Here is a 15,684-nt window from a genome sequence, read left to right as displayed (position 1 = left end):
AAACACTCGAAAAATCCACATGAATGACAAAACGTACCCAGAAAGATTTCATCTGGGTACGTTCAGACTGTAGTCAAAGTGAGTGTATGGCTCCTTTGTCTGCAGTTTTTTTCTTTACCTTGAAATCCTCCGGATTTCCGCTGCGGGCCCTTGTTGCCCAAAGCTGAGCTTTGGGCACAGACGCCGTTCTTCGTGACGGCGTCCGCTAGTCCGCGGGCGTTGCCGGCGCCAATGCGCAGTTTGGCGTCTGCACTCAAAAGCGAAAGCATTGAGCAGCATTAGCTGCACTCCTCAAGCTGCGCTCTGCGGGGTCTTCGGCTAACGCTTTTCCCGCAGGTGTCCCGGGCCCTCCGCTTCAATCCGCCATAAGGCTTATTAGGCAAACGGTACCCTCGATGCTTACTTTTCTGCCTTGAATCTGAAAAGATTAGCCGGCTGGACCTGGGAGTCACCGGAACCAGCCTGACGGCCGGTCATTCCAAAAGAATTTAATATACAGGTAGTAACCACAATAATGACAAAACGGACCCGGAATGATTACTTCTGAGTCCGTTTTGTTGAGCCTGCAGAAAACTGCAGTTTCTCTCAGCCGACAAGCAGGCTGTACACTGCCAGAACGGCAATGGTGCCGAGGACGGTTCCCATGACGCCGCCGCCTATCCAGGCGATCAGAGCGGCAGATGCAAAACCGATCAATCCGAACAGCAGGTCATCCGGCTGGGCGTACAGAATAGCCGGAAAGATCAGCGCACCGAGAACGGCATACGGGATGTTCCGGAGTACACCGGATACCGCGGGCGGAAGTTCCTTCCCTTCCAGGAAGGTCAGCGGGATGGCTCGCGGCAGGTAGGTTACAACCGCCATGCCGAGAAGCATCCACCAGTACCAGCTGCCCATCAGGCCCCCTCCTTTCGTTCAACCGCGCTGCGGAGTACATTTCCGCGGCGGGCGTAAAGCACTTCGACAAGCACGGCGGAGGCGAGCGTTGACACCATGATCGCCCAGCCGGTGGACAATAGTCCCATCCAGAAGAAAAATCCGTTCATGGCAGCCGCGGTCAGGGCGAGCAGGACGACTTTCCGATTGCCTTTCAGGGAAGGGATAAGGAGCGCAACAAACATGGCGTAAAGCGCGATTGACATCGCGGCCTGCAGGAAAAGCGGCAGGTTGGCCCCGATCACATGCCCGATTCCGCTGAAAATGACCCAGCTTGCGTAGGACAGGATGATGACCCCGGCCGCATAGGAAGTCCGTACACGACCCTCGCCGGTAGTGGAGATCACGGAAAAGGTTTCGTCGGTGATGCCGAATGCGTAGACCGCTTTTTTCCATCTGGCATCGGGCTGCATCTTTTCATTGAGCGAAGCCGTCATAAGAAAGTGGCGGATGTTCACGATGAACGTATTCAGCACAATTAGGACGGGGTCTACCTTGGCTGCTATCAGGCTGAGGGATATGTATTGTGCGGCGCCGGCAAAGACAAAAATGCTCATGGCGACTGTCTCTGCAAGGGACAGCCCGGTCGTCTTTGCCAGCAATCCGAACGTGAGCGCCACCGGGAAATAGCCGATGGCGATGGTAAGCCCCGCCCTAAGGCCGGCGGCAAGGCCTTCTTTTTGCATAATATCCCATCTTTCTTGCATGATTATAATTAGAATTATACTACAAACATTTCCCTGCGGGCGCCCGATTTTGTAGAGTTGCTTGAATAGCGTAAAATAAGGGAAATGACACTTCAAACCAGGTCGGGGGTAGGACATGGACAATTGGCTGGATCTTGACACTTTGTATGAACTCACATCACAATACCGGGCGCTGGGACCACTTCTGGGCTTTTTGCTGCCCTTTATCGAGGCATTCCTGCCATTTCTGCCTCTATTTGTATTCGTCCTTGCGAATGCCAATGCATACGGGTTCTTGTTCGGTTTCCTGTTAAGCTGGGGTGGAACGGTCGCAGGGTCGTATACGGTTTTTCTCCTCATCAGGAAATACGGCGATGCGAGAGTGTTCCGGTTCCTCACAAAAAGTGAGCGTGTCCGGAAACTGATCAAATGGGTGGAACGAAACAGCTTCGGACCGCTGTTCGTGCTGCTCTGTTTTCCCTTCACGCCGTCAGCATTGGTGAATCTCGTGGCGGGCCTTTCCAATCTGAAAAAGAAGGTGTACCTGCTGACTTTAATGGCCGGAAAAATGGTGATGATCGCCATCGCGAGTTTTATCGGCCATGACCTCCGTTCCCTGATCACCCAGCCGGGACGTACGGCGGTTGTCGCAATCGTCATTTTCCTGCTCTGGCTTGGCGGCAAGCAACTGGAGAAACGGCTAGACAAGCGGGTCGAAGACCACTTCAGTACGATTGGCGAAGAACAGACTGCGGCCGGAGAAGAGGAGCGCCGGGAAAAGGAAAGCTGAGCCTATTTTGGCCCCTTTATCCGGCACAGTTTTTCGTTACATAAAGAAAGAACGTTTGTTCGCTTTTGATTCTTCTATTATAATTGAAATCACCAACAGAAAGGAGTGGCTGCCGATGTCATTCAGGCTGATTACCGGCCGGGCCGGTTCCGGCAAGACCACGATGGTCCGGAAAGAGATTGCCGGCAAACTGAAGGAAAGTCCTATCGGTTCGCCGATTTTTGTCGTTGTTCCGGACCAGATGTCGTTTTCCATGGAGAAGAGTCTGTCGACTGAATTTGGCCTTCGCGGAACGATCCGTGCCCAGGTGGCGACATTCAAGAGGCTCGCATGGCGTATTCTCCAGGAAACGGGCGGAATCACCCGGACAGAAGTAAACGGCTTTGGATACAGGATGCTGATCCGCAGCCTGCTTGCAGAAAACCGCGACGAGTTCAAACTTTTCCGCCAGGCGGCCGACAAGCGGGGGTTCACGGAACAGCTGGAGGATCTGCTGAAGGAGTTCAGCAGATATTGCCTCGATTGCACGACGATGACCGATATGCACGGCGAGCTCGAACAGGCCGGTGCTCCCCGAGCACTCCTGGATAAAGCGGATGATCTGGAACTGCTTATGAGCAAGATCGAGGAACGGCTCGGCACCGCTTATGTGGACAGCGAAGGGTATCTGGCGCTCCTCTCCTCCCAGATCCGGCACTCTGATCTGGTGAAGGACGCTGAGGTGTACGTGGACGGCTTCGTGACGTTCACGACACGGGAACTGGAAATCGTCGAAGAGCTGATGAAGCACGCGAGGCGCGTGACGGTCGTCCTGCCGATGGAAGATCCGTACGGGGCGCCGGCAGGTTCACAGCTGTTTTTTAATGCGCAGGGAAGCGCCGCGCGGCTGATGGATGCCGCCAAAAGGAACGGGGTGGAAACTGAAGAAGGAATTCACCTGGGAATGCCCCGCAGGTTCAAAAGCCGGGCACTCGCCCATTTGGAGACGGTGTTTGACCAATATCCGGCTCCGACCGCATCTGCCGAAGGGGATGTGGAACTGATCCGGGCAGCGGATGCCCGGGCGGAAGTCCATGCCATGGCAAGAAGGATCCGGAGCCTTATGATGTCCGGGATGCGCTACCGTGACATGGCCATCCTGTACCGCCAGCCGGAAGTGTATGACGAACTGATCGAGACGGTTTTTCCTCTCTATGACGTTCCCGTCTTCATCAGCCGGAAAAAGCCGATGCTCCATCACCCGCTGATCGAGTTCAGCCGTTCGGTGCTTGAGGCGGTGGCGGAAGGATGGGAATATGAAGACATCTTCCGGGCCGTCAAGACCGACTTGTTCTTCCCTCACGGGGCAGACCCGTCGGAGTGGCGTGACCGTGCGGACAGGCTTGAGAATTTCGTGCTGGCTAACGGCATCCGCGGGGAACGCTGGTTCGATGAAAAGCGGTGGCAGGTAAAGCGCTATCGCGGCCTGGAGTTCCACCGCAATGTGCAGACCGACGAGGAACTCGCGATGCAGGAAGACATCCGCCTGATCAGGGATGCCGTCCGCGAGCCGCTCGCTAACCTCGAAGCACGCCTCCGGAGGGGGAGGACCGGGCGTGACATCGCAGAGACCCTCTTCACGTTCATGGAGGACCTCCAAGTTTTTGACAAGATCGTTGACCTGAGAAGGCGGGAGGAAGAGGCCGGCCGGCTGTTCGAGGCGGCGGAGCATGACCAGGCCTGGAATTCCTGGATCGAAGTGCTGGACCAGTTTGTTCTCATGTTCGGCGACCAGGAGCGTCCGCTCGTTGAGTTGATCCGGATTCTGGATGAGGGCTTCGATACACTCGAATTTGCCCGCATCCCGCCATCAATCGACCAGGTCACGGTGACGACAGTAGACATCTCAAGGCTGATGGATATGGAGGCAGTTTTCATTATCGGCGTCAATGACGGAGTATTCCCGAAGCGTATCGACCAGGAGGGCCTCCTCTCAGACCGCGAACGGGAATGGTTCATGGAAATCGGGCTCGAGTTGGCACCAACGACGAAGATGAGACTCATGGACGAGATGTATATGGCTTATCGCGCATTCACGACAGCTTCTTCGAAACTGTACCTCTCCTATCCTGCTTCCGACGCCGAGGGAAAGGCTCTGATTCCCTCGCTTTACCTGAAACGTATCCGCCAGATCTTGCCGGATGTGGCCGAATCCGATGTTCTCAATGATCCGGCGGGCCTGCCGGAGGAGGAAAGCTGGCAGGAATACATCAGCCACCCGAGGGCGACACTCCGGTACGCATCCGCGCAGATGAGGCTTACAGAAAGCGAACGCGAACTGTCCGGCCCATGGCGGACTGCCATTGACTATTACAGGAATGACCCGTACTGGTCGATGATTTTCGGCAAAGTGTTCCGTCCTTCCCGCAAGCGAGACACTGAACGGCTTGAACCGGCAGTCACGTCGGCCCTATACGGCGAAGAGATCGGTTCGAGTGTCTCACGCGTTGAATCTTACTTCAGCTGCCCGTTCCAGCATTATGCCAGCTTCGGACTGAAACTGCGCGAGCGCGGCGAGTTCACGCTGGACCCGCCGGCGCTCGGCGACCTGTTCCATGCCGCGCTGAAGTGGATCTCCGATGAAACAGGGCAGCGGAACTTGTCTTGGGGCGCGCTCAGTCAGACCGAATGTCTGACGCTGGCAAGGGATGCCGTAGAGTCGATCAGTCCGTATTTCTTCAACCAGATTCTGCTGAGTTCGAACAGGTATGCCTATATCAAGAGGAAGATCACAAGAATCATCCAGCGTACGCTCCTCGGCCTCTCCAGACAGGCCAAGCACTCCGGGTTCAATCCGGTGGCCATCGAGGCGGCATTCGGCCCTGGTGAGAAATTCCCGCCTCTCCGTATTCCTTTGAAGAGAGGCAGGACGATGCAGCTGAGAGGACGGATCGACCGGGTGGATGCCGCGGAAGTGGACGGGAAGCCGTTTATCCGGGTCGTCGACTATAAGTCGTCGGCCAGGGCACTGGACCTTGCGGAAGTATATTACGGCCTGTCGCTCCAGATGCTGACCTATCTGGACGTCGCGCTCCTCAATTCCGACGAGTGGTTCGGCAGGGAGGCGCTACCTGCGGGTGTCCTGTATATGCATGTACACAACCCGATGATCCGTGCCGAGTCGGGCGTAATGGACGATGCGGAGATTGAGGCCGAGGCGATGAAGTCCTACAGGATGAGGGGATATGTCCTGGACAATCCGGATGTCGTACTTGAAATGGACAAAAGCCTTGATGGCTCTTCCGATCTGCTTCCTGTCCGGATGAATAAAAACGGCACATTCTCGAAAACGTCCAAGGTGATTGGACCGGAAAGCCTCTCGCTTATGCGCGAGTATGTGCGCCACAAATACAGGCAGGCCGGAGACTCCATGATTGACGGCGACACCCGCGTGCTCCCGTACCGGATGAAGGACAAGATGCCGTGCCAGACGTGCGCGTACCGGTCGGTCTGCCAGTTCGATCCGGCAGATCCTGCCCAGCGCTACCAGGCGTTGCGCCAACTGACTCCCGAAGAGTCGATCAACATGATGGAGAAGGAGGTGCAGAGAGATGAAGATACCGGCGAAACCCGCTGACGCGACGTGGACAGATGCCCAGTGGCGGGCCATCCACGCCTCGGGCAGCGACCTGCTCGTTTCGGCTGCGGCCGGCTCCGGAAAGACGGCCGTCCTCATCAACCGCCTGATCGGCAAAGTGACCGACCCGGACGATCCGATCGATGTCGACGAACTGCTCGTCGTGACGTTCACCAATGCGGCCGCTGCAGAAATGCGCCACCGGATGGCGACCGCGCTTGAGGAAGCGATTGAAAAGAACCCGTCTTCATCGCGTCTCCGACGCCAGCTCAGCCTTCTGAACAAAGCGCAGATCTCGACGCTCCACTCGTTCTGCATGAATATCGTCCGGCAGTACGCCTATGTGCTGGACCTCGATCCGGGCTTCCGCATCGCGGATACCGCAGAGGCGGCCCTGCTAAGGGATGACGTGGTCAGCCGGGTTCTGGAGGAAGCATACGGATCGGAAAACCCGGAACCGGTCTACCGGCTTGCGGACAGCTTCACATCCGATCGTGACGATCAGGCGATTGAAGTGCTGATCGACAAGCTGTATGACTACTCCCGAGTCCATCCGCAGCCGGAGGAATGGCTAAGGGACATCCCGCGTCAGTATCATCTTCCGCCGGATGCGGACATCGACAGCCTGCCTTTTATCGGGCCCCTCAAGGAGGCGATCCGCCATCAGCTGGAAGAGGCGGCATCGATGGCCACGGAAGTGGGCCGCATTGCCCGTCTTTCGGACGGCCCGGCACCACTAGCCGTGACCTCGGAAGAAGATGGTGCCCTGATTGGTTCGCTTCTCATGATCATGCAAACAGGCACATGGGAAGAGGCATACCATGCCTTCTCCACCATCAAGTGGAGCAAGGCCGGCACCATCCGCAAAGACAGCTGTGATGAAGAGCTGGCGGAGAGGGCAAAGAAAAAACGGAATGACATCAAGAAGCTTGTCAACGGGCTGAAGGAAGCGTACTTTGTCCGGACGCCGGCCCGTCTGCTGGAAGAGATGCGGCTCATGGCACCGATGATGGACACACTTGTCGAACTTACGATCCGTTTCGGCGAGCGGTACGCCGAGGTGAAAAGGAACCGGGGCATCGTCGACTTTTCCGACCTGGAGCATCTGGCGCTCGCCATCCTTTCGGAAGATCGGGACGGGACGCTTGTACCGTCGGAAATCGCCCATGACTTCCGGGACCGTTTCCGGGAGGTGCTGGTCGACGAATATCAGGATACGAACCGTCTGCAGGAGACCATCGTCTCGCTCGTCAAAAGTGGGGAAAACGCGGACGGCAACCTGTTCATGGTGGGGGATGTGAAGCAGTCGATCTACCGCTTCCGCCTGGCCGAACCGATGCTGTTCCTCAATAAGTACCTCAAGTTCAATGGTGAAGCTGACGGTACCGGCATGAAAATCGATCTGAACGCCAACTTCCGCAGCCGGAGGGAGGTGCTTGACGCGACGAACTATGTGTTCCGTCAGGTGATGGGAGAGCGTGTGGGTGAAATCGAGTATGACGAAGCCGCGGCACTCAAGCCCGGTGCTCCGTACCCGGGACCGGGCCGGCCGGCGACGCTGACGGTCATCCATGAGGAACCGGAAGAAGGGGAGGACTCGGCAGAGCCCGACGAGGAACTCAAGCAGCCGCAGCTGGAAGCGAGAGCGATCATCCGGGAGATCCGCCGGCTCAGGGAGTCCGGCACCGAGGTGACCGATCCGTGGACGGGAAGCACCCGCCCGCTCCGTTACCGGGACATCGTGATCCTCATGCGTTCTATGACCTGGTCCGGTGAGATTGCGGAAGAGCTGAAGCATGCGGGGATCCCGGTCTACGCCGAAACGTCCGGCGGCTACTTTGATGCCATTGAAGTGATGATCATGCTGAACACGCTCCGGGTCATCGACAATCCGTATCAGGACATCCCATTCGCGGCGGTACTCCGGGCACCGTTTATCGGGCTCGGCGAAAACGAGCTGGCGAAAATCCGCCTGGCGGCGCCCGACGAGCCGTACTATGAGGCGCTCAAGCAATATGTCCGGAACGGGGCTTCCGCCGGCATACCGTCCGGGACGGAAGAAAAGATCCGCCGTTTCTACGTCCACTTTGAAGAGTGGAGGGACCTGGCACGCCGGGGATCCCTTGCGGACCTGATCTGGCAAGTGTACCTGGACACCCATTACTACGAGATGGCCGGCGCCATGCCGAACGGCAAACAGCGCCAGGCCAACCTGCGCGCCCTGCACGACCGGGCGATCCAGTACGAGCGGACATCGTTCCGGGGACTGTTCCGTTTCCTTCGGTTCATCGACAGGATGAGGCGCCGCGGGGATGATATGGGAACAGCAAAAGCGGTCGGCGAGCAGGACGATGTCGTCCGGATCATGACAATCCATGCATCCAAGGGGCTGGAGTTCCCGCATGTGTTCGTCGCGGGAGTGGGGCGGCAGTTCAACAAGATGGACTTTAACCAGCCGTATCTGTTTGACCAGCACTTCGGACTCGCGGTCAAGGCGGTGGATCCGGACAACCGCATCCAGTACACGTCACTGCCGTTTCTCGCAATCCGGGAAAAAAAGGAGCTCGAGATGCGGGCTGAGGAAATGCGGGTCCTTTATGTCGCCATGACACGCGCCAAGGAGGCCCTTCACCTGATAGGATCCGTCAAGGATCTGGACGCGGCGATCATGAAGTGGCAGGAGGGCCAGCTTGCACCGGGCGAGCGGCTGCCGGAGTACATCCGCTCGCGTGCAGCGGGCTATCTCGACTGGATCGGGCCAGCCGTTGCGCGCCACCGGGCATTTGCCCCTCATGGAGTGGTTCAGGGCGGGCAGCTCCTTGATGATGGTTCTGTCTGGAACATCGAGTTCCTCGCTCCGTCAGACCTGTCGGCTGAGACCGGGCCGGCTGCGGAAATCGCCGCGGAAACGGACCGGCCAAGGGAGAAAAAGGACAGCGGTTCGGAGGATGAGGTGATCAGGCGGTTCACCGCCTCTTATCCGCACAGTTCCTCTGTCCGGAAACGATCGAAGCAGTCTGTCAGCGAAGTGAAGCGGATGTGGCTGCTGGAGAATGCCGAAGAGCCGGAACCGTTTATGACCCGCTCCGATGAAATCCGTCCGATGTACCTGCACGACCGGCCCGAATTCATGCAGGAAAGGACGCTGACAGCCGCTGAAATCGGGACAGCGATGCACACGATCATGCAGCACATCGACCTGTCACGGCCTCAGACCGTGAGGGATGTGCAGAACCTCATCACCGAACTGTGCCGCAGGGAACTCATCACGGATGAGGAGGCGAGGGAAGTGGATGCGTCGGCCGTCGCCCGCTTCTACGGTACGCCTATCTACGAACGACTCCGGAAATCCTCTGATATCCGCCGTGAACTGCCGTTCACCTATGGGCTTGACGCGGGGGACGGCGACCGTCAGATCCTGCAGGGGATCGCCGACTGTCTCTTCCGCGAAAAGGACGGCTGGGTGCTGCTGGACTATAAAACCGACCGGACGGGTATGTTCCGTTCGGAGGCGTCTCTAGAGGCCGCAATGACGGAGCGGTACGGCGTGCAGCTTTCGCTATACGCACAGGCAATCGGTGATATTCTTGACATCAACATAAAAGAGAAGCTCCTATACCTGTTTGACGGAGAAAGAGTTTTAACCATCCGGGGGGATCATTTTGCCGACACTGAAACCGACCGCATCTTCTGAGCGGATTGCGGCGCTGGATTACCTGAGAGGGTTTGCCCTTCTCGGCATTTTCGTCGCAAACATGCTGTTTTTCCATACACCGTACGTCTATATTGATCCGTTCACGTGGTTCCGGTCGCTCAGCGACGAGGTCTCCCATATGTGGGTGGACATCCTGTTTCAGAGCAGCTTTTATCCGCTGTTCGCCATGCTATTCGGCTACGGGATGAATATGCAGTATGAAAAGGCCGTCCGTCTCGGGAGGCCGTTTGTTCCGACGGCCGCAAGACGGATGGGCATCCTCCTGCTTTTCGGGATCATCCATGCCTTTCTCATCTGGCCAGGTGATATCCTGATCACTTATGCACTGATGGGCCTGATTTTCATGTGGATGCTCCGTCTGCCGGCAGCGGCACTTACGGCCATCGGGGCTGTTGTCTATATCGTACCGATGGGACTGCTGACGCTCCTTACCTTTTTGGCCGAGAAGCTGGACCCGGGCGGGATGATGGGAGCGTATGCCGACATCACCAATATCAACCGTTCGATTGAGGCCTACGCCGGCGGTTCTTTTGGGGAAGTGACCGCGCAGCGTACCGCGGACTGGCTGTTCATGAATTCGGTCTCGATCCCGATGGGGATATTCATGATCCTGCCGCTCTTCATGTTTGGAGCCGCGGCAGGAAAGGCGCGGCTTATCGAGAAGGCGTCCGCTAACTGGAAAAAGTGGATCATTCCCGCCATACTGTTCACGGCTGTGGGGCTTTCCCTCAAGTCGCTTCCGTATTTTGCCGAGCTGCGCTACACGACTCAGATGCTTCAGGATTCGATCGGGGGGCCGATTTTGACCGTCGGCTATGTCGGAATCGTCCTCTTGCTTCTGCAGTCGGGCCTGGTCCGGAAGGTGTTTCATCCGGTGGCATCTGCAGGGCGGATGTCGCTGACCGTATACCTCACCCAGTCGATCATCGCGACCCTGATCTTCTACTCTTACGGACTCGGTTATTACGGCAAAGTGTCGGTATCTCTTGGAACCTGGCTGGCGGTGGCCATATTCGCCATCCAGTGCATCTTGGCCGACCTGTACTTCCAGAAATTCAGGCAGGGGCCGTTCGAGCACATCTGGCGAAGGCTGACATATGGAAAATGACGAAATATAAAGGATTCCCCATATATTTGTCGTATCTATATAAGATCAACCAACCCAGAATGGAAAGGATGGCGTCAAGATGAAATTGTTATCGTTCCGGTATGAAGGAAAACAGCGCTTCGGCCCCAAGGTGAAAAAGGAGGAGGCCGTATGGGATCTTGCGGCCATCCACGAAGCACTGGGGGAAAGGGAGCCGTTCCCGGCACATGTCATCGACGGCATCGCGTCCGGCCATGAATTCGTCGAGGGGATCCGCCGGCTGGTCGAGCGTGCGGAAACCTCAGGGGATCCGGACACCTACAAGCATGGCTTTGATCAAATCGAATGGACTGCGCCGATTCCGAGAACACCTAAAAACGTCATCTGCATCGGGAAAAACTATGCGGAACACGTTGCCGAGATGGGCGGTGACCGCCCGCCGGAAAAACTGATCGTCTTTACAAAATCCCCGACTGCCATTGCGGCAGATGAAGAAGAACTGCCGGCCCATGCCGGCATCACGGAAAGCCTGGACTATGAAGGTGAACTGGCGATCGTCATAGGGAAGGGCGGCCGGAACATCCAAAAGGCGCTTGCCTATGACCATATTTTCGGTTATACGATTGCAAATGACATCACCGCGAGAGACGTCCAGGCGGCCCATGTTCAATTCTTCCTCGGCAAAAGCCTCGACAAGTCATGTCCGATGGGACCATATCTCGTGACGAAAGATGAGATTCCGGATCCGCAGAACCTGTCGCTTGTCACAAAAGTGAACGGGGAAGTACGGCAGAACGGCAACACAAAAGACATGATCTTCCCGATCGACGAACTGATCGCCCAGGTTTCCCTTTATGTCACGCTCGAGCCGGGAGACGTCATCCTCACCGGAACGCCTTCGGGTGTAGGCAAAGGGATGAATCCGCCGGCCTTCATCCAGCCCGGCGATACGGTGAAGGTATCGATAGAGGGGATCGGGACACTGTCGAACACATTCGCCTGACCATTGTGCGTGATTGCCGGTGCCGGCTTATGGTAGGATAAGAGGGCAATCATAGAAAATGAGGTGGAATAGTTGGGCGTCTTTACAGATACGACACATCTGCACATCTTCACCTGGGTCGTTGCAGTCATTCTTTTCCTGGTGGCAGCGGTCATGGCGAAAGGAAGCAAGGGACGCAAGGTTGTTCATATGATTCTTCGTCTCTTCTACATCCTCGTGATATTGAGCGGGGCTTTCCTGTTCTTCGCCTGGTCCAGTTCCGATCCTGCCTTGTATGGGGTCAAATTCCTGCTTGGCGTCGTGACGATCGGATTCATGGAGATGGTGCTTATCCGCCAAAACAAAGACAAGCCGACCAACGTCTTCTGGGCGCTATTCTTCATCAGCCTGCTCGCGACGATGTTCATCGGCATGAGCCTGCCGATCGGCATGGATTTCTTCTGAGCGGACACAAAAGCCGGAAAACGGGTCTTCGGACCTGTTTCCGGCTTTTTCTAATTGTCCGGGGAAACTGAAGATAAGATCAGACATTGATTAACTTTAGTGAGACGTTGATTATTCATATTCAGGTATTGAATAAGAAAGGGAACTTCACATTTTTGCCCCATTTCGCCGGATTTTCATCTTCCGGGTTTCCAAACGGGTCGCCGGGTCCGTGATGGAGTGATAAAATAACGGATGATGGAACAAGGAGTGACGATATTCGTGTTCAAGAAAACAGTTGCCGCAATCAGTGCGGCTTTACTTATCGGGACCGCCGGCCTGCCGGCAGCTTCTGCGGAGGAGCGGACGCTCCTGGACGAGAGCATTTATAATACCCTCGTGGACCGCTTCTTCAACGGAACGACGAAAAATGACCAGGGGGCCGATCCGACCGATACCGACGGCTTCAACGGCGGTGACTTTGCCGGTCTCCAGGAGAAATTGGAGTATATCCAGGACATGGGATTCACAGCCGTGTCGATCGGCCCGATTTTCGAGACGGCATCCTATGATGGCCATGCGGTCCTCGCCTACGGAAAGATTGAGGACCGCTTCGGTACGGACAAAGAGCTGAAGGATATGATATCCGCATACCACGATGCCGATATGAAAGTCTACGCGGATTTCCCGCTGGGCGGCGTCAGCCCGGATCACGAGTGGACAACAGGCCACGAAGGGTGGGCCATCCCATCTGAAGACGGCGAGACAATCAACTGGGACCTTGGAAACGAAGACGTGCAGGACGCACTGATAGATGCAGCGATCACATTCACGGAAGAAACAGAAATTGACGGCGTCCGGCTGACAAGCTTCGGTGATGCCGACCCGGCGTTTCTTGACAGGGTGATCAATGCGGTTAAGGAAGCATCTCCTTCGGTTACAGTTTTCGCTGATGCACCGACCGAAGCTGATTTCGATCTGGCTTATGATCCGGCCGTCATGGAGATTCTCCGGTCAGCATTTGTGGAGATGGATCCTGATTCTTCAGGAATGGACGAAATCGGGCTGACTGACCCGCCGTCAATGATGTTCTTTGATGACTTGAACACCACACGGTTCACGTCTGAGATGGTGAACCGGAACATGTTCCCGCCTACCCGCTGGAATGTGGCCACCACTGCGCTCTTCACACTGCCTGGAGTGCCGGTGATGACCTACGGCTCCGAAATTGCGGTTACGGGCACGGAAGCACCCGGAACGCACCCTCTCCACAATTTCAAGACGGATGAAGAGCTGAAGGACCATATTGCCGACGTGAACGGCCTGCGGAACCAGTCGGAAACGCTTCGTACAGGGGACTTTGAACTCCTTCATAATGAGAACGGCCTGATTGTATACGAGCGATCCAGTGACGAGGAAACTTGGGTCATCGTCCTGAACAACACAAGTGAAACACAGCGCATCGATTTGACTGCAGAACAGATCGGGGAAGGGAAAAGGCTCCGTGCGCTGATTGATAATAACCTGGTCAGCCAGGCGGACAGCGGTGAATACCGGATTGTCCTTGACAGGGAGGCGGCTGACCTGTTCATTGTCGAAGAAGACACCGGACTCAACATCCCTTACATCATTGCCGCCATTCTCGTTTATGCCACGTTCATCGGATTCATCTACATGGTGTGGAGAAAAGGGAAACAGCGTGCCAAAGATGAAAAAGCAAAAGCTTAATCGTAAATTAAACAAGACCGCCGTCCTGATTGATATGCTCCCTTCAAAGCAGACAGAGGAAAAAACAAAACTCTGTTTACTTTGGAGGGAGCTTTTCCTATGGCTTACAAAGGATATTCTCTTGAAGAAAAGATGAAGGTCATCCGAGCTTATGAGAGTGGAATCTCGAAAGCCCGACTCTGCCGGCAATTTGGATTGTCAGAAAGCACATTAAAACAGTGGCTAATCCTATATAAATCGTTTGGAGAAACCGGTCTTAAGCCCCGTTCGAGATGGAATTCTTATTCAAAGGAACTGAAGCTCTCGGCAATTAAGGATTACTTAAGCGGTCGACTGACACCCAGTGAAATTGTTATCAAATACAGTATCAGCGACCGTTCTGTTTTGAGGGATTGGCTGAAAAAGTATAATGGTCATGGAGAAGTCCCCAAGGGACTTAAGGAACGGAGGGATCCCATGACCAAGGGAAGGAAGACGACCTTAAAAGAGCGGGTTGAGATTGCCCAGCAATGTATCGCATCCGGCAAGGACTATCAGGGAACAGCCGAAACCTACAAGGTTTCCTATAATCAGGTCTACCAGTGGGTGAAGAAATACGAAGAAGGCCAGGAAGAGGCACTGAAGGACGGACGCGGACGCAAAAAGGCAGACGAAGAGCTGACCAGCGAGGAGCGTCTGAAGTTGGAGATCAAGCGGATTGAGAAGGAGAATGAGCGCCTTCGGGCTCAGAATGCACTCCTAAAAAAGTTGGACGAAATCGAAAGGAGGCGTTTCTAAGCGGGGTCCGGCAGGAAAACTGTTATCTGGCTATCCGCGAGGTCCATGAGTCGGAAGGACATCCCATTGAATTATTGTGTGAACTCGCTGGCATTGGCCGATCTTCCTACTATCAATGGCTGAACCGAGTTCCCACGGAAGAAGAGCAATTGAACCAGGAACTCCTTACAGACATCCGGGAGATTCACAAGGAGCGCAAAGGCATCTACGGATACCGCCGAATGAAGATGGTACTTGAACGCAGGCATGGCCGCAAATTCAATCACAAGCGGGTATACCGCCTGATGAGACTTGGTGGAATCCAATCGGTCATCCGCCGTAAAAAGAAACGCTATTTTCTATCCACTCCGCAACACGTGGCGGAGAACATTCTGAACCGGGAATTTCTTGCGGACAAGCCCAATCAGAAATGGGTCACGGACGTCACGGAGTTCAAGTACGGTGTTGAATCCAAGGCATACCTGAGTGCAATCCGTGACCTCCATGACGGTTCCATCGTTTCTTATGTCCTGGGCCGTTCCAACAACAATGCATTGGTATTCGAGACATTGGATCAAGCCCTGCGGGCTGAACCAGGTGCCCAGCCGATTCTCCACAGTGACCGTGGATTCCAATACACCAGCAGGCAATTCAAGATCAAACTAGATCAGGCTGGCATCACGCAAAGCATGTCCAGGGTTGGCCGATGCATCGACAATTCGCCGATGGAGTCTTTTTGGGCTGCCTTAAAATGCGAAGAGTATTATTTGAGTACATATCAATCGTTTGATGAGCTTAAGAACGCCGTTGATGCATATATCCGTTTTTATAACCACGACCGTCTTCAGGAACGACTAAACGGCCTCAGTCCCATTGAATACAGGACTGAAGCCGCTTAATCAATTTTACTTATTTCCTCTGTCTGCTTGACCGGGTGCAGTTCA

General features: G+C 55.3%; 10 protein-coding genes. 8 read left to right on the top strand and 2 right to left on the bottom strand.

Features of this window, described 5'->3' with window-relative positions; all coding sequences use genetic code 11:
* Positions 1-585: 585 nt before the first annotated feature.
* A complete protein-coding gene (locus DZC51_RS09090) occupies positions 586-897 on the bottom strand; it encodes an AzlD domain-containing protein (protein ID WP_157295067.1) in 312 nt (103 codons plus the stop codon).
* Positions 897-1,622 (bottom strand): AzlC family ABC transporter permease, encoded by a 726-nt coding sequence (locus DZC51_RS09085; protein WP_157295066.1) that lies wholly within the window; start codon positions 1,620-1,622, stop codon positions 897-899. Before DZC51_RS09085 ends, DZC51_RS09090 begins: the two co-directional genes overlap by 1 nt.
* Positions 1,623-1,758: 136 nt before the next feature.
* Here DZC51_RS09085 and DZC51_RS09080 point away from each other — a divergent pair, with 136 nt between their 5' ends.
* The 8 genes from DZC51_RS09080 to DZC51_RS09045 all read left to right on the top strand — a co-directional run bounded on the left by DZC51_RS09080 (position 1,759) and on the right by DZC51_RS09045 (position 15,639).
* Positions 1,759-2,412 (top strand): TVP38/TMEM64 family protein, encoded by a 654-nt coding sequence (locus DZC51_RS09080; RefSeq protein WP_157295065.1) that lies wholly within the window; start codon positions 1,759-1,761, stop codon positions 2,410-2,412.
* A 115-nt stretch (positions 2,413-2,527) separates the two neighbouring features.
* A complete protein-coding gene (gene addB, locus DZC51_RS09075; protein ID WP_157295064.1) occupies positions 2,528-6,028 on the top strand; it encodes a helicase-exonuclease AddAB subunit AddB in 3,501 nt (1,166 codons plus the stop codon).
* A complete protein-coding gene (gene addA / locus DZC51_RS09070) occupies positions 6,003-9,722 on the top strand; it encodes a helicase-exonuclease AddAB subunit AddA (RefSeq protein ID WP_157295063.1) in 3,720 nt (1,239 codons plus the stop codon). Before addB ends, addA begins: the two co-directional genes overlap by 26 nt.
* Complete coding sequence (locus DZC51_RS09065) at positions 9,691-10,851, top strand: DUF418 domain-containing protein (RefSeq protein WP_157295062.1); 1,161 nt, start codon at positions 9,691-9,693, stop codon at positions 10,849-10,851. Before addA ends, DZC51_RS09065 begins: the two co-directional genes overlap by 32 nt.
* Positions 10,852-10,930: 79 nt before the next feature.
* Positions 10,931-11,833: a fumarylacetoacetate hydrolase family protein gene (locus tag DZC51_RS09060; protein WP_157295061.1), complete on the top strand. Its 903-nt coding sequence runs from the start codon at positions 10,931-10,933 to the stop codon at positions 11,831-11,833.
* Between the two features lie 72 nt (positions 11,834-11,905).
* Positions 11,906-12,277 (top strand): YisL family protein, encoded by a 372-nt coding sequence (locus DZC51_RS09055; RefSeq protein WP_157295060.1) that lies wholly within the window; start codon positions 11,906-11,908, stop codon positions 12,275-12,277.
* A gap of 261 nt (positions 12,278-12,538) precedes the next feature.
* A complete protein-coding gene (locus tag DZC51_RS09050; RefSeq protein ID WP_232524102.1) occupies positions 12,539-13,984 on the top strand; it encodes an alpha-amylase family glycosyl hydrolase in 1,446 nt (481 codons plus the stop codon).
* A gap of 99 nt (positions 13,985-14,083) precedes the next feature.
* A protein-coding gene (locus tag DZC51_RS09045; protein WP_157294948.1) for an IS3 family transposase occupies positions 14,084-15,639 on the top strand; the annotation gives its coding sequence in 2 pieces (ribosomal slippage) (positions 14,084-14,735 and positions 14,735-15,639; 1,557 coding nt in all).
* Positions 15,640-15,684 lie beyond the last annotated feature (45 nt).

Source organism: Bhargavaea sp. CC-171006 (assembly GCF_009761675.1).
GTDB lineage: Bacteria > Bacillota > Bacilli > Bacillales_A > Planococcaceae > Bhargavaea > Bhargavaea changchunensis.
Note: the sequence above shows the minus strand (reverse complement) of the source record. Positions and strands in the feature narration are given on the sequence as shown.